Annotated in this window: 19 protein-coding genes; 9 read left to right on the top strand and 10 right to left on the bottom strand. The window is 72.1% G+C overall.

Annotated elements, in window-relative coordinates:
• Window positions 1-118: 118 nt before the first annotated feature.
• Window positions 119-475 carry an iron-sulfur cluster assembly accessory protein gene (locus tag ACFC1X_RS38875; RefSeq protein ID WP_122620514.1) on the bottom strand — a complete coding sequence of 119 codons (357 nt, stop codon included), beginning with the start codon at window positions 473-475 and terminating at the stop codon, window positions 119-121.
• A 244-nt stretch (window positions 476-719) separates the two neighbouring features.
• On the opposite strand from ACFC1X_RS38875, the gene nadA reads away from it, so the two are divergent.
• Window positions 720-1,904: a quinolinate synthase NadA gene (gene nadA, locus ACFC1X_RS38870; RefSeq protein WP_376363850.1), complete on the top strand. Its 1,185-nt coding sequence runs from the start codon at window positions 720-722 to the stop codon at window positions 1,902-1,904.
• A gap of 102 nt (window positions 1,905-2,006) precedes the next feature.
• On the opposite strand, the gene ACFC1X_RS38865 is transcribed toward nadA, so the two are convergent.
• The 5 genes from ACFC1X_RS38865 to ACFC1X_RS38845 form a co-directional block, all read right to left on the bottom strand.
• Window positions 2,007-5,129 carry an efflux RND transporter permease subunit gene (locus ACFC1X_RS38865; protein WP_376363847.1) on the bottom strand — a complete coding sequence of 1,041 codons (3,123 nt, stop codon included), beginning with the start codon at window positions 5,127-5,129 and terminating at the stop codon, window positions 2,007-2,009.
• A gap of 156 nt (window positions 5,130-5,285) precedes the next feature.
• A complete protein-coding gene (locus tag ACFC1X_RS38860; protein ID WP_376363844.1) occupies window positions 5,286-5,969 on the bottom strand; it encodes a response regulator in 684 nt (227 codons plus the stop codon).
• Window positions 5,966-7,195 (bottom strand): sensor histidine kinase, encoded by a 1,230-nt coding sequence (locus tag ACFC1X_RS38855; protein ID WP_376363842.1) that lies wholly within the window; start codon window positions 7,193-7,195, stop codon window positions 5,966-5,968. The genes ACFC1X_RS38860 and ACFC1X_RS38855 overlap by 4 nt, the downstream gene beginning before the upstream one ends.
• A 203-nt stretch (window positions 7,196-7,398) precedes the next feature.
• Window positions 7,399-7,680 (bottom strand): hypothetical protein, encoded by a 282-nt coding sequence (locus ACFC1X_RS38850; protein ID WP_376363839.1) that lies wholly within the window; start codon window positions 7,678-7,680, stop codon window positions 7,399-7,401.
• A 23-nt stretch (window positions 7,681-7,703) separates the two neighbouring features.
• Window positions 7,704-8,495, bottom strand: a complete 792-nt coding sequence (locus ACFC1X_RS38845) for a PspA/IM30 family protein (RefSeq protein WP_376363836.1) — start codon at window positions 8,493-8,495, stop codon at window positions 7,704-7,706.
• Window positions 8,496-8,803: 308 nt separating this feature from the next.
• Between ACFC1X_RS38845 and ACFC1X_RS38840 the strand changes: the two genes are divergently transcribed.
• From ACFC1X_RS38840 to ACFC1X_RS38830, 3 genes are all read left to right on the top strand, one after another.
• On the top strand, window positions 8,804-9,400 hold the full coding sequence (locus ACFC1X_RS38840; protein WP_376363833.1) for a DUF3043 domain-containing protein: 597 nt from the start codon (window positions 8,804-8,806) through the stop codon (window positions 9,398-9,400).
• Window positions 9,401-9,483: 83 nt separating this feature from the next.
• Complete coding sequence (locus ACFC1X_RS38835) at window positions 9,484-10,185, top strand: class I SAM-dependent methyltransferase (protein WP_376363860.1); 702 nt, start codon at window positions 9,484-9,486, stop codon at window positions 10,183-10,185.
• Window positions 10,186-10,452: 267 nt separating this feature from the next.
• Window positions 10,453-11,529, top strand: coding sequence for a S1C family serine protease (locus ACFC1X_RS38830; protein WP_376363830.1), 1,077 nt, complete (start codon window positions 10,453-10,455; stop codon window positions 11,527-11,529).
• A 34-nt stretch (window positions 11,530-11,563) separates the two neighbouring features.
• Here ACFC1X_RS38830 and ACFC1X_RS38825 read toward each other — a convergent pair whose 3' ends face one another.
• Window positions 11,564-11,818, bottom strand: a complete 255-nt coding sequence (locus tag ACFC1X_RS38825; RefSeq protein ID WP_376363827.1) for a hypothetical protein — start codon at window positions 11,816-11,818, stop codon at window positions 11,564-11,566.
• A 163-nt stretch (window positions 11,819-11,981) separates the two neighbouring features.
• On the opposite strand from ACFC1X_RS38825, the gene ACFC1X_RS38820 reads away from it, so the two are divergent.
• On the top strand, window positions 11,982-13,181 hold the full coding sequence (locus ACFC1X_RS38820; protein ID WP_376363824.1) for a bifunctional adenosylcobinamide kinase/adenosylcobinamide-phosphate guanylyltransferase: 1,200 nt from the start codon (window positions 11,982-11,984) through the stop codon (window positions 13,179-13,181).
• Here the strand turns inward: ACFC1X_RS38820 and ACFC1X_RS38815 are convergent.
• Window positions 13,170-13,889 carry a class I SAM-dependent methyltransferase gene (locus ACFC1X_RS38815; RefSeq protein WP_376363822.1) on the bottom strand — a complete coding sequence of 240 codons (720 nt, stop codon included), beginning with the start codon at window positions 13,887-13,889 and terminating at the stop codon, window positions 13,170-13,172. The genes ACFC1X_RS38820 and ACFC1X_RS38815 overlap by 12 nt on opposite strands.
• 143 nt (window positions 13,890-14,032) lie before the next feature.
• Between ACFC1X_RS38815 and cobT the strand changes: the two genes are divergently transcribed.
• Window positions 14,033-15,109 carry a nicotinate-nucleotide--dimethylbenzimidazole phosphoribosyltransferase gene (gene cobT, locus ACFC1X_RS38810; protein ID WP_376363819.1) on the top strand — a complete coding sequence of 359 codons (1,077 nt, stop codon included), beginning with the start codon at window positions 14,033-14,035 and terminating at the stop codon, window positions 15,107-15,109.
• Between the two features lie 382 nt (window positions 15,110-15,491).
• On the opposite strand, the gene ACFC1X_RS38805 is transcribed toward cobT, so the two are convergent.
• Window positions 15,492-16,235, bottom strand: coding sequence for a hypothetical protein (locus ACFC1X_RS38805; protein WP_376363816.1), 744 nt, complete (start codon window positions 16,233-16,235; stop codon window positions 15,492-15,494).
• A 63-nt stretch (window positions 16,236-16,298) separates the two neighbouring features.
• Here ACFC1X_RS38805 and ACFC1X_RS38800 point away from each other — a divergent pair, with 63 nt between their 5' ends.
• Complete coding sequence (locus ACFC1X_RS38800) at window positions 16,299-17,081, top strand: adenosylcobinamide-GDP ribazoletransferase (RefSeq protein ID WP_376363813.1); 783 nt, start codon at window positions 16,299-16,301, stop codon at window positions 17,079-17,081.
• A 35-nt stretch (window positions 17,082-17,116) separates the two neighbouring features.
• Here ACFC1X_RS38800 and ACFC1X_RS38795 read toward each other — a convergent pair whose 3' ends face one another.
• Window positions 17,117-17,917, bottom strand: coding sequence for an endo alpha-1,4 polygalactosaminidase (locus ACFC1X_RS38795; RefSeq protein WP_376363810.1), 801 nt, complete (start codon window positions 17,915-17,917; stop codon window positions 17,117-17,119).
• 251 nt (window positions 17,918-18,168) lie between these two features.
• Between ACFC1X_RS38795 and ACFC1X_RS38790 the strand changes: the two genes are divergently transcribed.
• Complete coding sequence (locus ACFC1X_RS38790) at window positions 18,169-19,704, top strand: leucyl aminopeptidase (RefSeq protein ID WP_376363807.1); 1,536 nt, start codon at window positions 18,169-18,171, stop codon at window positions 19,702-19,704.
• A gap of 286 nt (window positions 19,705-19,990) precedes the next feature.
• Window positions 19,991-21,379, top strand: a complete 1,389-nt coding sequence (lpdA, locus tag ACFC1X_RS38785; protein ID WP_376363804.1) for a dihydrolipoyl dehydrogenase — start codon at window positions 19,991-19,993, stop codon at window positions 21,377-21,379.
• Window positions 21,380-21,430: the final 51 nt, after the last annotated feature.

Here is a 21,430-nt window from a genome sequence, read left to right as displayed (position 1 = left end):
GACTTCCCCGCGGGGACGATCGGCTGCGTCGCGCCCTGACCCTTTCGAGTGAGGTGGGGGGGGGCCCCCCCCCGGCCCCCCCGCCCTCTTCGTGTCGCGTGCGCGTGTGCCGCGCGGCTCAGCTGAAGGAGTCGCCGCAGGCGCAGGAACCCGTCGCGTTCGGGTTGTCGATCGTGAAGCCCTGCTTCTCGATCGTGTCCACGAAGTCGATGGTGGCGCCGCCCAGGTACGGGGCGCTCATGCGGTCGGTGGTGACCTTGACGCCGTCGAAGTCCTTCACCACGTCGCCGTCGAGCGAGCGCTCGTCGAAGAAGAGCTGGTAGCGCAGGCCGGAGCAGCCACCGGGCTGGACGGCGACGCGCAGCGCGAGGTCGTCACGGCCTTCCTGGTCGAGCAGGGCCTTGACCTTGGCCGCGGCGGCGTCGGTCACGATGATGCCGTCGGTGACGGTGGTGGACTCGTCCGATACGGACATCTACATCTCTCCCGGGTTGTACGGAGACTGCTTGCCGACGGTTTCAACCGGCGGAGCCGCGGATTCATTCCGGGCGGGCCCGAGTCTTTGTCCTCGGTGTTCCCTTCATGCTCGCACACGCCCCCGCCGACGGTAAGCGGCACCGGGATTCACGTCACACCGACACAATGGGCATCGTCAAACTGACGTGAAGCGGTTATGATATATAGCGTCAGTTAGACGAAAAGTAGAAAGGGTGCGTGTCGTGACCACCGCCCAAACCCAGGAGCTCGACGTACAGCCGTCGCCCCTCGCCCTGCTGCTGCTCGGCCGCGAGGCCGACCCGAGGAGCGAGCGCGGCGTGGAGTGCCCGGGCGACCTGCCCTCGCCCTCCGACCCGGATCTGGTCGCACGCGCCCGCGCGGCCAAGGAGAAGCTCGGGGACAAGGTCTTCGTCCTCGGTCACCACTACCAGCGCGACGAGGTCATCCAGTTCGCCGACGTCACGGGTGACTCCTTCAAGCTGGCCCGGGACGCGGCCGCGCGCCCGGAGGCCGAGTACATCGTCTTCTGCGGTGTGCACTTCATGGCGGAGTCGGCCGACATCCTGACCTCCGACGACCAGAAGGTGGTCCTGCCCGACCTGGCCGCCGGGTGCTCCATGGCGGACATGGCCACCGCCGAGCAGGTCGCCGAGTGCTGGGACGCGCTGACCGAGGCCGGGATCGCCGAGCAGGTCGTGCCCGTCTCGTACATGAACTCGTCGGCGGACATCAAGGCGTTCACCGGCAAGCACGGCGGCACCATCTGCACCTCGTCCAACGCCAAGCGGGCCCTGGACTGGGCCTTCGAGCAGGGCGAGAAGGTGCTGTTCCTGCCCGACCAGCACCTGGGCCGCAACACCGCGGTGCGGGACATGGGCATGACGCTGGAGGACTGCGTCGTCTACAACCCGCACAAGCCGAACGGCGGGCTGACCGCCGAGGAGCTGCGCGACGCGAAGATGATCCTCTGGCGGGGGCACTGCTCGGTGCACGGCCGCTTCAGCCTCGACTCGGTGAACGACGTGCGCGAGCGCATACCGGGCGTGAACGTCCTCGTGCACCCCGAGTGCAAGCACGAGGTCGTCGCGGCGGCGGACTACGTCGGCTCGACGGAGTACATCATCAAGGCCCTGGAGGCGGCCCCGGCCGGTTCCAAGTGGGCCATCGGGACCGAGCTGAACCTGGTCCGGCGGCTGGCGAACCGTTTCGCTGCGGAGGACAAGGAGGTCGTCTTCCTCGACAAGACGGTCTGCTTCTGTTCGACGATGAACCGCATCGACCTGCCGCATCTGGTCTGGACGCTGGAGTCGCTTGCCGAGGGCACGCTGGTCAACCGCATCGAGGTCGATACGGAGACCGAGGCGTTCGCGAAGCTGGCGCTCGAGCGGATGCTGGCGCTGCCGTAGCCGGTTCCATCCCACCCACCCGCCCGTGCGGGGTGTTTGAAATGGCGGAGGTCCCGCCCGACCACCTTCGGTGTCGGACGGGACCTCCGCCATTCGGCGTTCTCAGACCTTCGCCGGCTCCGGCTCGTCCGAAGCCGCCGCCTGCGGCGGCACGTCGCCGCCGCCCCGCTTCGCCGCCCGCTTCTTCGCGCGCCGCTCCTTGCGGAGCTCCAGCATCGCGTACAGCGTCGGGACCAGCAGGAGGGTCAGCAGGGTCGAGGTGACCAGGCCGCCGATCACGACCACCGCGAGGGGCTGGGCGATGAAGCCGCCCTCGCCGGTGACGCCCAGCGCCATCGGGAGCAGGGCGAAGATCGTCGCCAGGGCCGTCATCAGGATGGGCCGCAGCCGGTGCCGGCCGCCCTCGACGACCGCTTCGACCACGCCGTAGCCCTGCTTGCGGTACTGGTTGATCAGGTCGATCAGCACGATCGCGTTGGTGACCACGATGCCGATCAGCATCAGCATGCCGATCATCGCCGGGACGCCCATCGGGGTGCCCGTGGCGATCAGCAGGCCGATCGCGCCGGTCGCCGCGAACGGGATGGACACCAGCAGGATCAGCGGCTGGGCCAGCGACCGGAAGGTGCCGACCAGCAGCATGAACACGATCGCGATCGCCGCGAGCATGGCGAGGCCCAGGTTGACGAAGGCCTCGTCCTGGTCCGCCGTGACGCCGCCGATCTCGGCGGTGGCGCCGGCCGGCAGGTCCAGCGCGTTGATCTTCGACTGGAGGTCGGTGCTCACCGCGCCGGTGTTGTCGCCGGTCGGCTTGGCGGTGATGGTCGCCGCGCGCTGACCGTCGATCCGGGTCATCGAGACCGGACCGTCCACCAGTTGCACGGTGGCGATGTCACCGAGCTTGGCCGGGCCCAGGTTCAGGGCCTTCAGTTCGGCGATCGTCTCGGCGGGCTGCGCCGACCGGATCACGACGTCGCGCTCGGTGTCCTCCAGGGTCGCCTTGGCCGCGGGCGTGCCGCGCACGGCCTGGGCGACGGCGGCGCCGAGCGTCTGGTCGGTGAAACCGGCCTCGGCGGCACGGGCGTTGGCCTTGACCGAGATGCGCGGCACGCTCTGCGCCAGGTCGCTGGTGACGTCGGTGACGTCGTCGAGCCCGGCGACCGTCTTGCGGACCTGCTCGGAGGCGTCCTTGAGCACCTTCGCGTCGGCCGCCTTGACGACGACGCTCAGGTCCTGGCTGCCGAAGCCGTCACCGGCGGCGACCGTGGTGGTGCCGATGCCGTCGAGCTTCGCGAGACCGTCCTCGATGTGGTCCTGGACGTCCGCGGAGGACGCGGAGTCCTCCAGCATGATCTGGTACGACGCCTGGTTGGTGTCCGTACCGCCGCCGAAGGCGGCCATGAAGCCCGACGAGCCGATGGTGACCTGGTAGTCCTTGACGCCCTCGGTGTCGCCGAGGAGCTTCTCGACCTTCTTCGCCTGGGCGTCGGTCGCGCCGAGGCTGGTGCCCGGCTTCAGCTCCTGCTTGACGCTGAGGACCTCCTGCTCGCCCTGGTCGAAGAAGTTCGTCTTCAGCAGCGGCGCCATGCCGAAGGTGCCGATCAGCACGACGACCGCGATGGCCACGCTGGTCAGCCGGCGGCGGGTGGCGAAGCGCAGGACCGGGACGTAGAAGCGCTGGAGGCGGCTCTTGGCCTCCTTCTCCTCGGCCAGCCTGCGGGCCTCGGCCGCGTCCTCGGGGGTGCCCTTCGGAGGCCGCAGGAACCAGTACGACAGCACCGGGACGACCGTCAGCGACACCAGCAGGGACGCGAGGAGCGCGGCGGTGACGGTCAGGCTGAACGAGCCGAACAGTTCGCCGACCATGCCGCCGACCAGCCCGATCGGCAGGAACACGGCGACCGTGGTGAGCGTCGAGGAGGTGACCGCTCCGGCGACCTCGCGGACGGCCTGGAGGATGGCCTCCCGGCGCTCCTCGCCGTAGCCGAGGTGGCGCTTGATGTTCTCCAGGACCACGATCGAGTCGTCGACGACCCGGCCGATGGCGATGGTCAGCGCGCCCAGCGTCAGCATGTTCAGCGACAGGTCGCGCGTCCACAGGACGATCAGCGCCAGCACCACCGACAGCGGGATGGAGACCGCGGTGACCAGGGTGGAGCGGACCGACGCCAGGAAGACCAGGATGATCAGGACGGCGAAGAGCAGACCGAGCCCGCCCTCCGTGGTCAGACCCGAGATGGCCTTGGAGACCGCCGGGCCCTGGTCGCTGACGACGGTGAGTTCCGCGCCGGAGCCGAGCTGCTCGCGCAGGTCGGGAAGCTTGTCCTCGACGGCGTTCGAGATGGCGACCGCGCTGCCGTCGTGGTCCATCGTCACGGCGACGGCGAGGGACGGCTTGCCGTCGGTGCGGGTGAGGGAGTCGGCCTTGGCCTCCTCCTCCTTGACGGTGGCGATGTCCCCGAGGCGGACGGGCTTGTCGACGCCCTCGCCGGTGACCATGAGGTCCTGGATCTGCTTCAGCGAGGTGAAGCCGCCGCCGACCTGGACGGTGCGGTTGGCGCCGTCCTCGTCGAAGGAGCCCGCGGGGACGGTGGCGCCGCCGGCCTGGAGGGCTTGGGCGAGCACCTGCGGGCTCACCCCGGCCGCGGCCAGCTTCGCCGGGTTGGGCGTGACGGTGACCTCGACGTCGCGCACGCCGTCGACGGTGACCTGGGCGACGCCGTCGATGTCCTTCAGCTCGGAGACGACCGTCTTGTCGAGCCGGTCGGCCAGCGCCTGCTGGTCCTCGTCCGAGGTGACGGCGAGGACGACGGTCGGGATGTCGTCCGTCGAGCCGGAGATGACCTGCGGGTCGACATCGTCCGGGAGCTGTGCGCGGGCCCGGTTGACGGCCTGCTGGACGTCGGCGACCAGCTGCTGGGTGTTCGGGCCGTAGTCGAAGGACGCCATGATGACGGCGTTGCCCTCACTGGCGGTGGCGGTGACGCCCGATATCCCGTCGACGGCTTCGAGGCTGTCCTCGATCGGCTCGACGACCTGCTTCTCGACCACGTCCGGCGAGGCACCCTGGTACGGCGCGAGCACGGACACCATGGGCAGTTCGATGGTGGGCAGCAGCTGCTGCTTGAGCTGGGGGATCGCGATCGCCCCGAAGACGAGCGCGACGATCGACATCAGCCCGATCAGGGCCCGTTGCGCGAGGCTGAATCTCGACAGCCAGGACATGGGTCAGGGTCTCTCTTCTGTGGCCGAGCGGAGGGGACGGGGCACATCAGTACGCCCACCCCAACACCCTGGGCCATGCGCGGCCCCGGTTCCCTAGCCCGCAGGTCCAGTTCCTTATCCCGCGCCTACTGCCGCCGCAGTACACGCGGGTAGAGGTTACTCCACCCTTGGACGTACCAGCCCGGATTCGTACGCGATCACGACCAGCTGGGCCCGGTCGCGGGCGCCCAGCTTGGCCATGGCCCGGTTCACGTGGGTCTTCACGGTGAGCGGGCTGACCTCGAGACGCTCGGCGATCTCGTCGTTGGAGTGCCCGCCGGCGACCTGGACCAGGACCTCGCGCTCCCTCCCGGTCAGCGTCTCCAGCCGCTCGGCGCGGGCGGGGTCGCCGTCCTCCCCGGCCGTGCCGTCCTGGGCGAGGAAGCGGGCGATCAGACCCTTGGTGGCGGCCGGCGACAGCAGTGCCTCCCCGCCGGCCGCGACACGGATCGCGCTGAGCAGCTCGTCCGGTTCGGAGCCCTTGCCGAGGAAGCCCGAGGCGCCCGCGCGCAGCGACTGCACCACGTAGTCGTCGACCTCGAAGGTGGTCAGTATGACGACACGGACGTGGGCGAGGTCGGGGTCGGCGCTGATCAGGCGGGTGGCCGCGAGGCCGTCGGTGCCGGGCATCCGGATGTCCATCAGCACCACGTCGGCCCGCCGCTCGGCGGCCAGCCGGGCCGCCTCCGCGCCGTCGGACGCCTCCCCCACCACCTCCATGTCGGGCTCGGAGTCGACCAGCACCCTGAAGGCGCTGCGCAGCAACGCCTGGTCGTCGGCGAGCAGGACACGGATCGTCATACGGGGTCCTCCGCGGCATCGGTGCGGCTTCTGACCGGAAGGATCGCATGGACCCGGAAGCCGCCTCCGTAGCGGGGACCGGTGGTGAGGGTGCCGCGCACGGCGGTGACGCGCTCGCGCATGCCGAGGAGCCCGTGGCCGCCGCTGTCCGGGGCCGTGCCGTCCCCGCCGCCGTCGCCGGTGCCGTCGTCGAGGACGGTCACCTCGATGTTCGGCCCCACCCGTACGACGCTGACCTCGGCCTTCGCCCGCTGTCCCGCGTGCTTGCGGACGTTGGTCAGGGCCTCCTGGATGATCCGGTAGGCGGCCAGGTCGACGGCGGCGGGCAACTCGGTGCCCTGGTCGGCGCGGGCCACCTCGACGGGCAGCCCGGCGTGGTGGAAGGTGTCGACGAGTTCGTCCAGCCGGTCGAGGCCGGGGGCGGGTTCGGTCGGCGCCTCCGGGTCGCCGGACTGGCGGAGCAGCCCCACGGTGGCCCGCAGTTCGTCCAGCGCGCTGCGGCTGGCCTCCCGTACGTGGGCGAGGGCCTCCTTGGCCTGGTCGGGCCGCTTGTCCATGACGTGCGAGGCGACCCCGGCCTGGACGTTGACCAGGGCGATGTGGTGGGCGACCACGTCGTGCAGGTCGCGGGCGATCCGCAGCCGCTCCTCCGCGACCCGGCGGCGGGCCTCCTCCTCGCGGGTGCGCTCGGCCTTCTCGGCCCGTTCCCGGATGGCCTGCACGAAGGCCCGTCGGCTGCGGACGGCGTCCCCGGCGCTGGCACCGATGCCGGTCCAGGCGAAGACGGCGAGGTTCTCCTGCGCGTACCAGGGCAGCGTCCCGAACAGCATGGCGGCGCCGGTCAGCACCGCCATCGTGAGCAGGCCGACCCGCCAGGTGGTGGGGCGGTCGGTTGAGGCGGCGACGGTGTACAGGGCGATGACGGCGGACATCACCACGGGTGCGCGGGGGTCGCCGGTGATGCTCTCGACGACGGAGACGCAGCCGGTGACGCCGAGGACCACCAGCGGGGCGCGGCGGCGGAAGGCGAGGGCCGCGGCGCCGACGGCCATCAGGACCAGGCTCATCACGGCGGGCGTGCGCAGGCTCCAGGTGACGCCCTCCGGGCCGTGCGGGTCCGCGAAGGAGCCCGCGACCATGCACACCAGGACCGCCGCGGCGAGGGCGGTGTCCAGTGCGGAGGGGTGGGCGCCGAGGGTGCAGCGGGCGCGGGCGAGGGTGCTCACGGCTGTTTACGGTAGCTGGAGTGGGCGTGTCTTCTTACTGGGCCCGCGTTCAGTGGGCGTCTGCTGGGGGCTGCGCCCCCAGACCCCCGCCTTCGGCCTGACGGCCTCGTCCTCAAACGCCGGACGGGCTGAAAGATCCAGGCGGGCTCAAAGATCCAGGCGGGCTGAAAGAGCCGGGCGGGCTGGAAGGCGAAGCCAACCGTTCAACCGCCCGGGATGAGGCCGTCGTCGCTCAGGAGTTCCTGGACCTCCTCCAGGGTGGCGTCCGGGGAGGGGAGGATGAGGTCCGACGGCTCCAGGGAGTCCTCCGGGAGGGGCTCGCCGAGGTCGCGGACCTTGGTGAGGAGGGCCTGGAGGGTCGCGCGGAAGCCGGGGCCGTCGCCGTTCTCCATTTCGGCCAGGAGTTCGTCGTCCAGCTTGTTCAGCTCCGCGAGCCGGTCGTCGGCCAGCGTCAGCTGTCCCTCCCCCATGATCCGTACGATCATGTCGGCCCTCCTAGGCGCGTGGGCTACTGCTTGTCGAAGCGCGGAGTGTCCTGCGGCTGCTGCTGGGACTGCGTCTTGCCCTGGTCCTCGCCGCCCTCGATGGCCTGCCGGTCGGCGGTGCTGCCACCGGCCAGCTCGGCCTTCATGCGCTGGAGCTCCAGCTCTACATCCGTACCACCGGAGAGCCGGTCCAGCTCGGCCTGGATGTCGTCCTTGTGCATGCCGGACTGGTCGTCGAGGGCACCGGAGGCGAGCAGCTCGTCGATGGCACCGGCCCGGGCCTGGAGCTGGGCGGTCTTGTCCTCCGCCCGCTGGATGGCCAGGCCGACGTCGCCCATCTCCTCGGAGATGCCGGAGAACGCCTCTCCGATGCGGGTCTGCGCCTGGGCCGCCGTGTAGGTGGCCTTGATGGTCTCCTTCTTCGTGCGGAAGGCGTCCACCTTGGCCTGGAGCCGCTGGGCCGCCAGGGTGAGCTTCTCCTCCTCGCCCTGGAGGGTGGCGTGCTGCGTCTCCAGGTCGGTGACCTGCTGCTGGAGGGCGGCCCGGCGGGAGAGCGCCTCGCGGGCGAGGTCCTCACGGCCCAGCGCCAGCGCCTTGCGGCCCTGGTCCTCCAGCTTGCCCGACTGGGACTGGAGCTGGTTGAGCTGCAGCTCCAGGCGCTTGCGGCTGGTCGCCACGTCGGCGACCCCGCGGCGCACCTTCTGCAGCAGCTCCAGCTGCTTCTGGTACGAGTAATCGAGGGTCTCGCGCGGGTCCTCGGCCCGGTCCAGGGCCTTGTTGGCCTTCGCGCGGAAGATCATCCCCATACGCTTCATGACACCGCTCATGGGCTTCGCGCGCCCCCTTCTGGCCGACTCCGGCTCCAGCGACTGCAACAGAACCCACAGTACGGGCCCTGCATCCATTACCGCACTGTTCGGGGACGGATGCGCTCATCCCCAAGGACGACTGCGTACGCTCCCGATCCGGCGCAAGGAGTAGGTGCTCCCCGGGGTTGTCCGGAATGACCGGTGTCCGAGGGCGTACGCAACGTCCCCTCTGTCCCCTTACTGACGACCGGCGTTGCCGGATCGTTCCCCACCGGACTGGGTCCACACTCCGGCACCCCGTACCCTTGGGTTTTGTGTTCCGTAGCCGTGCCAAGGATGAGAAGGCCCAGAGCGCCAGCGCGCCGGTGACCGACTCCACTCAGCCCCGTGACCCGCAGGCCCCCAAGGGCAGGCCCACGCCCAAGCGCAGCGTGGCCCAGTCCCAGCGCCGCAGCGTCGCCAATACGCCGTTGACGCGCAAGGACGCCGCCAAGCGGCAGCGCGAGGAGCGGCGGACCGCGATGGCGCGCCAGCGCGAGGCGCTGGCGAAGGGCGACGAGCGGTACCTGCCGGCCCGCGACAAGGGCCCGGTCCGCAAGTTCGCGCGCGACTTCGTCGACTCGCGGTTCAACATCGCGGAGTACTTCCTGCCGATGGCCGTGATCATTCTCGTGCTGAGCATGGTCCGCGTGGCCTCGCTGCAGAATGTCGCGCTGCTGCTGTGGCTGGTCGTGATCGTGCTGATCGTGCTGGACTCGATCGTCACCGGCGTCCGGCTGAAGAAGCGCCTCGCCGAGCGCTTCCCCGACGAGCGCCGGCGCGGCGCCATCGCCTACGCCCTGATGCGGTCGCTCCAGATGCGTCGCCTGCGGCTGCCCAAGCCCCAGGTCAAGCGCGGAGAGCGGCCCTGAGCACGACGCCTTTCGCCGGTGACGCGGCCCAGACCTGGACAGCGGGACTGCCGGGTCTGCGCAATGTCGTACGGCAGGAGATGGTGGCGCGACAGCTGGACGAGCAGATAGCCGGCCGTTTCGCCGTGGGCAGGCGCCTGCGGGTGCTCGACGTCGGCATGGGCCAGGGCACTCAGGCGCTGCGGCTGGCGCGGGCCGGGCACCAGGTGACGGGCGTGGAGCGGGACGCCACGATGATCGCCGCGGCGCGGGACGCGCTGGCCGGGCAGCCGGAGGGCATCCGGGAGCGGATGCGGATCGTCGAGGGCGACGGCCGGGACACCGGCGTGCACTTCCTGCCCGGCAGCTTCGACGTGGTGCTCTGCCACGGCGTGCTGATGTACGTCGAGGAACCCGATCCGCTGCTCGCGGGGCTGGCCCGGATGCTCGCGCCGGGCGGCCTGCTGTCGCTCCTGGTGCGCAACGGCGACGCGCTCGCCATGCGCCCGGGACTGCACGGCGACTGGGCCGGCGCGCTGACCGCCTTCGACACCACGAACTACCGGAACCGCCTCGGCCTCGATGTGCGTGCGGACCGGCTGGCGACGCTGACGGCGAAGCTCGCGAGCATCGGCGCCCCGCTGCACGTCTGGTACGGCGTCCGGATCTTCACGGACACGGCGACCGACGAGACCGCTCCCCCGGCCGACCTCGAACCCCTGCTGGCCGCCGAGGAACGGGCCGGCCGGACGGACCCGTACCGCGGGATCGCGGCGCTGCTGCATCTGTGCGGGGTGCGCGGCTAGGGGGTGTCGTTTGGATCAGGCCGGCTCCAGGCAACGGTGCCTTGTCATCAACCCGAGCGGGGTCTGGTGCGTGCAGCTGCAAGGCGGAGGAGGGCGACAGGGCGGAGCCCTGGCAACCGACGACAACGCCGCAGATGTGCGTGCCAGACCCCGCGACCCCGGCAAGATCCAAACGACACCCCCTAGAGCCTGAGCGGCACCCGTCCGGCGCCCCCGTTCGGGTGTTCACCGGAAGCCGCCGCCGGGGTGCGCGGTGAGACTCGGGGCATGGACGCTTTCCGTACCCGTGTGCCACGTCGGCTCGGTCCCGTCGCCGCGTCGGCCTGCGCCCTGCTGCTGGTGACCGGCTGCTCCGGATCCGGCCGGGGCTCCGACGGCGCACGGGAGGGCGACACGGCGCAGGCCGCCGCGCCGCACGCGGCCAACGACCTCCAGGCCGACTACGAGCGGGTGATCAAGGACGTACTGCCGTCGGTCGTGCAGATCCAGGCGGGCGACTCCCTGGGGTCGGGGGTCGTGTACGACGACAAGGGGCACGTCGTGACCAACGCGCACGTCGTCGGGGACCGCGAGTCCTTCCGGGTGACGACGGCCCGCAGCGAGGGCGCCCTGGCCGCACGGCTCGTCTCCTCGTACCCCGAGCAGGACCTGGCGGTCATCAAGCTGGACCGGCTGCCGGACGGGCTGAAGGCGGCCCGTTTCGGTGACTCCACGAAGGTCGCGGTCGGGCAGATCGTGCTGGCGATGGGCTCGCCGCTCGGCCTGTCCTCCAGCGTGACGCAGGGCATCGTGTCGGCGACCGGACGGACGGTCACCGAGGGCCGCAGCGGTGGCGGTACCGGTGCGACCATCGCCAACATGGTGCAGACGTCCGCGGCCATCAACCCGGGCAACAGCGGTGGCGCCCTGGTGAACCTCGACGGTCAGGTCATCGGCATCCCGACGCTGGCGGCGACCGACCCGGGCATGGGCGACAGCGCGGCACCGGGCATCGGGTTCGCGATCCCGGCGTCGATGGTGCGGACGGTCGCCGACCAGATCGTCGAGGACGGCCGGGTCACCGACTCGGGCCGGGCGGCGCTGGGCATCACCGCCCGTACGGTCGTCGACGACGACTACCGTCCCGCGGGCGTGGCCGTCGTCGAGGTGAGCGACGGCGGCCCCGCGGACGACGCGGGAATGCGTCCCGGCGACGTCATCGTCAAGGTCGGGGACACCGGCATCACCACCATCACCTCCCTGGCCGAGGCCCTGGCGTCGATGGCGCCGGGCGACCGGACGAAGGTGACCTACACCCGGGACGGCGACGAGCGCACCGCCGAGGTGACGCTGGGCGAGCAGTGACGGGGACGCGGCCGCCCCCGCCCGCTCCCCGTGCCTACGCCTCCGAGCTCTCCGACGCCTCGGCGTCCTCGGCGCCCTCGGCGCCCTCGGCGTGCAGGCTCATCGGGCCGTAGATCTCGGTGGCGTCCTCGAAGAGCCGCACCTGGTCCGCGCCGCCCTCCTTGAGCTGCTGCCAGTACTCCCCGATCCAGGACTCGGCGTCCCCTTGCGTGGTGAACTCCTCGGGCTGCACCGCGGGCTGGACCTCCGTCCCGTCGGCCGTCTCGAACCGCCACGTCCATGCCGCCATGTACGCCTCCAAGATGTGAGCACATGCAGAGCGGAAGCCGGATCTTGGTCCGGCCTCCGACCGCAGCCTATGCGCTGAGCGGGGTACGCCGTACAAGGCGGTGCGTGCTCCTTGGGGGGCCTCGGGCGCGCACGTCGCCGGGCGACCGGCGAAAATCGGGTGCGTGGACGTGACTCTGCTCGGCACCGGTGCCCCCGCGGGACTCCCCCGCCCCGACTGTCCCTGCGCGGCCTGTGCCGCGGCGCAGGGCGAGCAGGCGCGCGCGGCGACCGCATTGCTGGTCGACGGTGCGCTGCTGCTCGACCTGACGCCGGGCGCCGCGTTCGCCGCGGCCCGCGCCGGGCGCTCCCTGACCGGCGTACGGCAGGTGCTGCTCTCCCATCCGCACGACGGGCCCGCGGTGGAGGTGCCGGCCGGGCTGCCGCAGCCGGGGCGGGTGCCGGACGGGCGGGAGCTGGCGCTGCTGACCGGGCACCGGGTGCGGGCGGTGGCGCTGGACGCGCCGGGCACCGGTTACGCAGTGACAGGGCCGGACGGCGGGCGGCTCCTCTACGTGCCGCCGGGCGGCGCCCCGGCCGGTCTGGAGGAACCCGCGGAGCCGTACGACCTGATCATCGCGGACGTGGTGGGGCGGCCGGACGCGCTGGCGAAGCTGCGGGCGGTCGGCGCGGCGGGCCCGACGACGGACGTCGTCGCCGTCCACCTGGACCACGACGTGCCGCCCGGCCCGGAACTGGCGCGGCGGCTCGCGGCGGCCGGGGCGAGGGCCGTGCCCGACGGCACGACCCTGACGGTGGGCGCCTACGAGGACGTGCCCGACGTACCCCGGCGCACCCTCGTCCTGGGCGGCGCCCGGTCGGGCAAGTCGGTGGAGGCCGAACGCCGCCTGGAGTCCTTCCCCGACGTGCTCTACGTGGCCACCGGCGGCTCCCGCAACGGCGACACCGAGTGGGCGGCCCGGGTCTGCGCCCACCGGGAACGGCGCCCTGGTTCGTGGCGTACCGCGGAGACCTGCGACCTCGTCCCACTGCTGAAGGACGACGGCCCGCCGCTCCTGGTCGACTGCCTGTCGCTGTGGCTGACGGACGCGATGGACGCGGTCGGCGCGTGGGACGACGCGGAGTGGGCCGGCGGGGGCGAACGGGCCCTCAGGGACCGGGTACGGGAGCTGACGGCGGCGGTCCGCGCCACCCGGCGCACGGTCGTCGCGGTGTCGAACGAGGTGGGCTCGGGCATCGTCCCGGCCACCGCGTCCGGCCGCCGCTACCGGGACGAACTCGGGCGGCTGAACGCGGCGTTCGCGAACGAGTGCGAGCAGGTGCTGCTGGTGGTGGCGGGCCAGGCCCTGGTGCTACGCGGCTGACCCGTCCCGGCGCGCGACGACCCGTTGCCCGCGGGCGCCGCCGAGCACAGTGCAGCCCTGGGCCACCAACTCGGCGGCCAGGCCCACGGGATGCGCGGGAAGGACCCGGCGCGGATCCGCCACACCGACGAGCAGGTGACCACCCGGCCGCAGCACCCGCACCGCCGCCCGCAGTTCGGCCCGCGGGTCGGGGACGCTCTCCAGGTGCTGGAAGAGGCTCACGACGTCGTAGCGGGCACGCAGCCGGGACGCGATGTGCGGGTCCGTCAGCCGTCCCACGAACGCCTCCTCGACCCGCTCCACCGCACGGGCCCGCAGCACGCGGTGGGTGGCGTCCAGGCCGTCGAACGAGGTGTACGGGAAGTACGCGCGGGCGGTGTGCGGGAAGTCGGCGTCGCCGGTGCCGACGTCCAGCCAGCTCTCGGGCTCGGGGCAGTGGCGGAGCATCGCGCGGGCGGCGAGCGCGTGTCTCAGCCGGATCCCGGCCCGGAGCGCCGGGTGCCCGGTCTCCGCCGGGACAGGCGGATTCCTGAACCCGTGCCGGCAGTCCGCACACCGTTCGAGAACGGACCGGCCGGGTTCGCCCTGCCGCGGCTCCTCGCGTCGCGTCCGCGCCCGCAGCCGACGCGAGCCGCACCAGGGGCAGTCCGCGCGGGACGGCCCGTAGCGGGGGACGGGAGGCACCGAGGGGGCGGGGGGTGCGGACATGGGCGGCTCCCGAGACGAGTGCGAACGACAATCCAGGCAAAACGTTACGTAGGTGATCGCGTTCCGGGGTGCAACGACGCCGCCCGGGCGCGCTGCCCACGGGCCCTCCTTGGTGTTCGACCGGGGCCGGTACTGTTCGGCGAATGAGCTCGCTGAATCTCGACGACTTCACCGACCTGATCGAGCGCCCGGACGGCGGCGTACGTCGCGACGCGGAGGCGCGCCGGGAGCGTCAGGTCGTGCCGCCCGGAGCGCTGGGCCGCCTGGACGAACTGGGCGAGTGGCTGGCCGCGGCGCAGTCCGCCGTGCCGGTGCGGCCCGTCGAACGGCCCCGGGCCGTGCTCTTCGCCGGCGACCACCGGATCGCCGAACTGGGCGTCTCGGCGCGGCCCGCGGGCGGTGCGGGCGAGTTGGTGCGCGAGGTACTGGAGGGCGGCCGGCCGGTGTCGGTGCTCGCCCGGCGGCTCGGTGTACCGGTCCGCGTCGTCGACATGTCGCTGGACTGCGACCCCGAGACGCTGCCGGCCGAGGTCTCCGGTCACCGGGTACGGCGGGGCGGCGGGCGCATCGACATCGAGGACGCGCTGACCCCGGAGGAGGCGGAGGCCGCCTTCCGGGCCGGGATGGCGGTGGCCGACGAGGAGGCCGACTCGGGCACGGACCTGGTGGTGCTCGGCGATGTGAGCGTGGGCGGGACGACGGCGGCGGGCGTGCTGGTCGCGGCGCTGTGCGGGACCGACGCGTCGGTCGTCACCGGGCGGGGCGGGCTGCCCATCGACGACCTGGCCTGGATGCGGAAGTGCGCGGTGATCCGGGACGCGTTGCGCCGCGCCCGGCCGGTACTGGGCGACCAGTTGCAGCTTCTCGCCACGGTGGGCGGCGCGGACCTCACCGCCATGACGGGCTTCCTGCTCCAGGCCGCGGTGCGGAAGATGCCGGTGATCCTGGACGGCGTCGTGTCGGCCGCGTGCGCGCTGGTCGGACAGCGGGTCGCCTTCCGGGCGCCGGACTGGTGGCTGGCGTCGCACGACAGCGGCGAGCCGGGCCAGGCGAAGGCGCTGGACCGGATGGCCCTGGAGCCGCTGCTGTCCCAGGGTGTGACGGTGGGTGAGGGCACGGGGGGTCTCCTGGCCCTGCCCCTGGTCCAGGCCGCGGCGGCACTGGCCGCGGAGCTGCCGGAAGAGTCGCCCGCCGACAAGGCCATCATCGCCGCCGAGTGAAGCGCGGGGGTAGGTGACACGACCCGGCGTTCACGTGGCACCCGGCGTGGGTGTGGGCCGGGGGGGGGGTGGGTGACGCGACCCGGCGCTGCCCGGGTGCCGCTGCGCCCACCCGTGCCGCCCCAGCGGCACGACTGCCCGCAGCTGGGGCGGAAGCGACTACCGCAGCTAGGGGGACGGCCGGATAGCCGCGTACGGCGAGAAGGGGTCGTGTCGGGGGGTGTCCGCCCGCAGCGGTTGGCGCGTCAACACAGTTCACTTCTGTGGCCGACCGATTCCGCGCCGTTCCGAGGACGGACACCCCCCGGCGCGACCCCGACCCACCACCGAACCCGAAGCGCTACGCGCACCCCCACCCCACCCGCGCAGGCCGCCGCAGGCGTCAGTGGTCAGGGTCCGGGCGGCCGCCGATCCAGTCCTGGAGGGCGCGGCGGGGGCCGGACCAGCGGCGGTCGTGGTGGTAGGCCCGCAGGCGGGCGCGAGCGCGGGCGCGCGGGCGGCCGGCGTAGAAGCGGCGGGCCCAGGGCGATCCCGGCCGGGCCAGCCGGACCGCGCCGATCAGCGCGATGACGGGCACGATCACCCCGAAGACCGCGAGCCGTGTCTTGCCCTTGGCGAGGGCGAGCAACGAGAACAGGAAGTTCCCCGCGACGGTCGTGACGACGCTCGCGCGGCCCTGGAACTCGTCCTGGTCCACCCCGTCGACCCCGAACGGCGTGAACCCGGCGAGGACCAGCCCCACCAGGGCCGCCGTGAGCACCACGACCTCCACGCTCTGGCGCCCCGCCTCGGTCCAGTACACGTCGTCGAGATGCAGGATCAGCGCGAACTCGTCCAGGACCAGCCCCGCCCCGATGCCGAAGACCACGGCCGCGAGGGCGGACCCGAACCCGTGCCGTCCACCCGCCACCGCCCCGAACCCCCCGATGACGGTCAGCAGGACCCCCGGCACCACGTGGTGGATGTGCACCCCGCCCGCCTGGACGTTCCCGAACGGCCCCTTCCCCGCCCGGATCAGACGAGTGATGACCCGGGTGATCACGAACGTCAGCACGAAGGACCCCAGGGCGAGCAGCAGCGGCAGCTTGCCGGGTTCCACGATGTTCCGCTGCCACCAATCTCCCATATGCGCACTTTATCCCCGCCCCTCGTCAACACCCTGCCAACCACCTCCGGGTACTCTGCGCCGGTGTCCAGGACCCCCTCCCCCGACGGCCTCCGCTTCGCCTTCGGCACCCTCACCGTGTTCCCGGTCAAGGTGACCCGCTGGGACAGGGAGGCGGCACGCGCCGGAATGCTGTGCGCGCCGCTGGCCGGGCTGGCCGTCGGCGCCGCGGCCGCCGGCACCGGGCTCCTGCTGCTGTTCCTGGGCGCCGGCAGCCTCCTCGCCGCCGTCGCCACCGCCGCCGTACCCGCCGTACTCACGCGGGGACTGCACCTGGACGGCCTGGCCGACACCGCGGACGGACTGGGCAGCGGCAAGCCCGCCGAGGACGCCCTGCGGATCATGAAGCAGTCGGACATCGGGCCATTCGGCGTACTCGCCCTGCTGTTCACGCTCCTCGCCCAGGTCGCCGCGCTGGCGCAGGCCTACGACGGCTCCTGGACCCGGGGCGCGCTCGCCGCCGTGGTCTCGGCGACCGCCGCCCGGCTGGCGCTCACGCTGGCCGCCCGCGCGGGCGTACCCGCCGCCCGCCCGGAGGGCCTGGGCGCGGCGGTCGCGGGGGTGGTCCCGATCGCCCCGGCGCTGGGTGCGGCCGCCGCCGTCACCCTGGCGGCCGCGGGCGCGGGCGCGCTCCTGGGGCCGTACGACGTCGTACGCACGGCCCTCGCCGTACTGTGCGCCGTGGCCGCGGCCGAACTGCTCCTGCGGCACTGCGTCCGCCGCTTCGGCGGCGTCACGGGTGACGTCTTCGGCGGCGTCGCGGAGACGGCGGCCACCACGGCACTGGTGGTCTCGGTCCTCGGCTGAACCCGGAGCAGGGGCGAGGAGGCACCCCACCGGCGTCAGCAGGCCTCCCGCCACACCCCCAGCTCGTACTTCTTCAGCATCGAACTGAGCCGCATCTCCCGGGACTCGGCGCAGAACCGCTCGGTGGGCAGCTCGTACTCGACGTGGAAGACCGCCTTGTCCGCCTCGATGAACGGCTGGTTTTCACCGCACTCGTCGTACTGCGCGCACTGCTCGTTGACCGCGAAGTCGAAGTCGTCGACCAGTTCGGGGATCTGGTCGAGGTCGTTCTTGAGCCCGACGGCCATCCCGCGTTCGTGGGCGAGTTCGGCGATCAGCCGGTTGTAGCGGAGCTGGTCGTCCGCGGTGAGGGGGAAGCCGGTCTCGTTCCGGTAGCCGTCCATGTTGTCCGGCTCGACGGCGTCGAAGCCCTTCTCCCGGCACATGTCGAGGCGTTCGGCCATCAGCGGCTCCAGGACGTCCGTCGCGCGGATGTCCAGCCACCGCTCGCCCTCCCACCCGTTGCCCTTGCCCAGCACGGACTTGGGGAACTTCGCCGCGTCGGGCCGGAAGTCCTCCCAGGCGCCGGTGGAGAGGTAGCAGATGACCTTGCGGCCGTCGTCGTGCAGACCGGCGACCGTGGCCTTCGTGTGGTCGAAGCCGTCGATGTCGTAGACCGGCACGTCCACGGAGGTGTCGAGCTTCCCGCTGAGCTGCCACTGCCAGGCGGTGCCGGGCCGCGGCCGCCAGTGGTCCGCGGCGTCCCCACCGTCCGCGCCGCCCCCGCCGTCAACGGGAGACGAGGTGCAGCCCGCGAGCAGCAGGAGGAGGGCTATCGACAGGACCGGGCGTCTCACGGGGGTGCTCCAGGGTGTGGGGTGGCGCGGTGGCGTACCCCAGGAATGATCTCTCATCCCGGGTACCCGGCGGGAAACCGCGGCCCCGCGGGAGCGGACGCGCGCGGGCGCGAGCGTAGGCTCGTCCCGGGTGTTCGCCCGCCCGGGCGAGGACCGCGTCGCAGGAGGGATCCAGGGTCGGATGTCGGGCCCGGTCGACCCACCCGCATTCGGCCACACCAGACTTCATACGGAAGCGAGAATTCACCACCGTGACTGCTCTCACTCTCAGCACCGCAGCGGCGCCCGGCCTCCGGGCCGACGCGATCGTGATCGGTGTCGCCAAGGACACGGCATCCAGGTCCGCGGGGCTGGTCGTCGCACCCGGCGCCGAGGCCGTGGACAAGGCGTACGACGGCCGGCTCGCCGGCGTCCTGGAGACCCTCGGTGCCTCCGGCGCCGAGGGTGAGGTGACGAAGCTGCCCGCTCCGTCCGGCTTCAAGGCACCCCTCGTGGTGGCGGTGGGTCTCGGCGCCCAGCCCGAGAAGGACGCCGCCTTCGACGCCGAGGCGCTGCGCAGGGCGGCCGGTGTCGCCGCCCGCACCCTGGCCGGCGCCAAGAAGGCCGCCTTCGCCCTCCCGCTCACCGAGGCCGCCGACGCCGGCGCCGTCGGTGAGGGTGTGCTGCTCGGCGCGTACTCCTTCGACGCCTACAAGGAGAAGGGCGCGGCCAAGGCCAAGAACGGCAAGGTCCCGCTGGCGGAGGCCACGCTGCTCGGCGGCAAGCCCCGCGACAAGGCGTACAAGGCGGCGATCGAGCGTGCCGCGGCCGTCGCCGAGGAGCTGAACCGCGCCCGCGACCTGGTCAACACCCCGCCGAACGACCTCGACCCGGAGGCGTTCGCGGCGGTCGCGCAGGCCGCGGCCAAGGAGCACGGCATCAAGGTGCAGGTGCTCGACGAGAAGGCGCTGACCAAGGGCGGCTACGGCGGCATCCTGGGCGTCGGTGCCGGGTCGGCGGCGGGTCCGCGGCTGGTGAAGCTGTCGTACACGTCGTCCAAGGCGACGAAGTCCCTGGCGTTCGTCGGCAAGGGCATCACCTACGACTCGGGCGGCATCTCGCTGAAGCCGGCCGGGCACAACGAGACGATGAAGTGCGACATGGCCGGTGCCGCCGCCGTGTTCGCCGCCGTCGTCGCCGCCGCGCGCCTGGGCCTGGAGGTCAACGTGACCGGCTGGCTGGCGCTGGCCGAGAACATGCCCTCGGGCTCGGCGACGCGCCCGGGTGACGTGCTGCGGATGTACAGCGGCAAGACGGTGGAGGTGCTCAACACCGACGCCGAGGGGCGGCTCGTGCTCGCGGACGCGCTGTGGGCGGCCTCGCAGGAGAAGCCGGACGCGATCATCGACGTGGCGACGCTGACCGGCGCGATGATGCTGGCGCTGGGCAGCCGGACGTACGGGGTCATGGCGAACGACGACGCGTTCCGCGCCGCGGTGCACGAGGCGGCGGAGGAGGTCGGCGAGCCGGCCTGGCCGATGCCGCTGCCGGAGCACCTGCGCAAGGGGATGGACTCGGCGACCGCGGACATCGCGAACATGGGTGAGCGGATGGGCGGCGGTCTGGTGGCCGGCCTCTTCCTGCGCGAGTTCGTGGGCGAGGGCATCGTGTGGGCGCACCTGGACATCGCGGGTCCGGCGTTCAACGAGAGCGGTCCCTTCGGGTACACGCCGAAGGGTGGCACGGGGACGGCGGTGCGGACGCTGGTCCGCGTGGCCGAGTTGACCGCGTCCGGCGATCTCGGCTGACGTTCGCGTGAGAGCCCGGGGGGTGCGGGGTGATCTTGCGGCTGCGGGTCCGTCGTGGCTCGTCGCGCAGTTCCCCGCGCCCCTGGCGGCGTCGCTCTTCTCTCGGCCGCGCAGAACGTGGGGCGTCTCACACCCCGGCCCCACGTCTCGTTCGCCTCTCACAAGTGCGAAGATGGAGCCCGGCAGGACAGGGCCCACCCAAGGGCCGAGAACAATGAGCGGCCGGACACCAGCCGCCGACCGGTCACTGGAGACCGGCGTGGCGCACATGCATGGAGGACGTGACGTGGCGAACGACGCCAGCACCGTTTTCGACCTAGTGATCCTCGGCGGTGGCAGCGGTGGTTACGCCGCGGCCCTGCGCGGGGCGCAGCTGGGCCTGGACGTCGCCCTGATCGAGAAGGGCAAGGTCGGCGGTACCTGCCTGCACAACGGCTGCATTCCTACGAAGGCCCTGCTGCACGCGGGCGAGATCGCCGACCAGGCCCGCGAGAGCGAGCAGTTCGGTGTGAAGGCCACCTTCGAGGGCATCGACATGGCGGCCGTCCACAAGTACAAGGACGACGTGATCTCGGGCCTGTACAAGGGCCTGCAGGGTCTGATCGCCTCGCGCAAGGTGACCTACATCGAGGGCGAGGGCCGGCTCTCCTCGCCGACCTCCGTGGACGTGAACGGTCAGCGGGTCCAGGGCCGGCACGTGCTGCTGGCGACCGGCTCCGTGCCGAAGTCGCTGCCCGGCCTGGACATCGACGGCGACCGGATCATCTCGTCCGACCACGCCCTCAAGCTCGACCGCGTGCCGAAGTCCGCGATCGTGCTGGGCGGCGGCGTCATCGGCGTCGAGTTCGCCTCCGCGTGGAAGTCCTTCGGCTCCGACGTCACGATCATCGAGGGCCTCAAGCACCTCGTCCCGGTCGAGGACGAGAACAGCTCCAAGCTGCTGGAGCGCGCCTTCCGCAAGCGCGGCATCAAGTTCAACCTGGGCACCTTCTTCGAGAAGGCCGAGTACACCCAGGACGGCGTCAAGGTCACCCTCGCCGACGGCAAGGAGTTCGAGGCCGAGGTCCTGCTCGTCGCCATCGGCCGCGGCCCGGTCTCCCAGGGCCTGGGCTACGAGGAGGCCGGGGTCGCCATGGACCGCGGCTTCGTCCTCGTCGACGAGTACATGCGGACCAACGTCCCGACCGTCTCCGCCGTCGGTGACCTCGCTCCCACCCTCCAGCTCGCGCACGTCGGCTTCGCCGAGGGCATGCTGGTGGCGGAGCGGCTCGCCGGCCTGAAGACCGTCCCGGTCGACTACGACGGCGTGCCGCGGGTGACGTACTGCCACCCGGAGGTCGCCTCCGTGGGCATCACCGAGGCCAAGGCCAAGGAGATCTACGGCGCGGACAAGGTCGTCGCCCTGAAGTACAACCTGGCCGGCAACGGCAAGAGCAGGATCCTCAAGACCGCGGGCGAGATCAAGCTCGTGCAGGTCAAGGATGGTGCCGTGGTCGGCGTCCACATGGTCGGCGACCGTATGGGCGAGCAGGTCGGCGAGGCTCAGCTGATCTACAACTGGGAGGCGCTGCCGGCCGAGGTGGCCCAGCTCGTCCACGCCCACCCGACGCAGAACGAGGCGATGGGCGAGGCGCACCTGGCGCTGGCCGGCAAGCCGCTGCACTCCCACGACTGACCCCCTCGGTCATTGGGCGCGACGACACAGACTTCCGCAATTCGTAAGGAG

Origin of the sequence: Streptomyces sp. NPDC056128 (assembly GCF_042263835.1) — a bacterium.
Lineage (GTDB): Bacteria > Actinomycetota > Actinomycetes > Streptomycetales > Streptomycetaceae > Streptomyces.
The sequence above is the reverse complement of the archived record's forward strand: the minus strand, read 5'-3'. Positions and strand labels throughout refer to the sequence as shown.

Excerpts from the sequence above, each read along its gene's own strand:
- ACFC1X_RS38875 (WP_122620514.1), bottom strand. The coding sequence starts at position 475 with ATGTCCGTATCGGACGAGTCCACCACCGTCACCGACGGCATCATCGTG.
- ACFC1X_RS38865 (WP_376363847.1), bottom strand. The coding sequence starts at position 5,129 with ATGTCCTGGCTGTCGAGATTCAGCCTCGCGCAACGGGCCCTGATCGGG.
- ACFC1X_RS38860 (WP_376363844.1), bottom strand. The coding sequence starts at position 5,969 with ATGACGATCCGTGTCCTGCTCGCCGACGACCAGGCGTTGCTGCGCAGC.
- ACFC1X_RS38850 (WP_376363839.1), bottom strand. The coding sequence starts at position 7,680 with ATGATCGTACGGATCATGGGGGAGGGACAGCTGACGCTGGCCGACGAC.
- ACFC1X_RS38845 (WP_376363836.1), bottom strand. The coding sequence starts at position 8,495 with ATGAAGCGTATGGGGATGATCTTCCGCGCGAAGGCCAACAAGGCCCTG.
- ACFC1X_RS38830 (WP_376363830.1), top strand. The coding sequence starts at position 10,453 with ATGGACGCTTTCCGTACCCGTGTGCCACGTCGGCTCGGTCCCGTCGCC.
- ACFC1X_RS38825 (WP_376363827.1), bottom strand. The coding sequence starts at position 11,818 with ATGGCGGCATGGACGTGGCGGTTCGAGACGGCCGACGGGACGGAGGTC.
- ACFC1X_RS38815 (WP_376363822.1), bottom strand. The coding sequence starts at position 13,889 with ATGTCCGCACCCCCCGCCCCCTCGGTGCCTCCCGTCCCCCGCTACGGG.
- cobT (WP_376363819.1), top strand. The coding sequence starts at position 14,033 with ATGAGCTCGCTGAATCTCGACGACTTCACCGACCTGATCGAGCGCCCG.
- ACFC1X_RS38805 (WP_376363816.1), bottom strand. The coding sequence starts at position 16,235 with ATGGGAGATTGGTGGCAGCGGAACATCGTGGAACCCGGCAAGCTGCCG.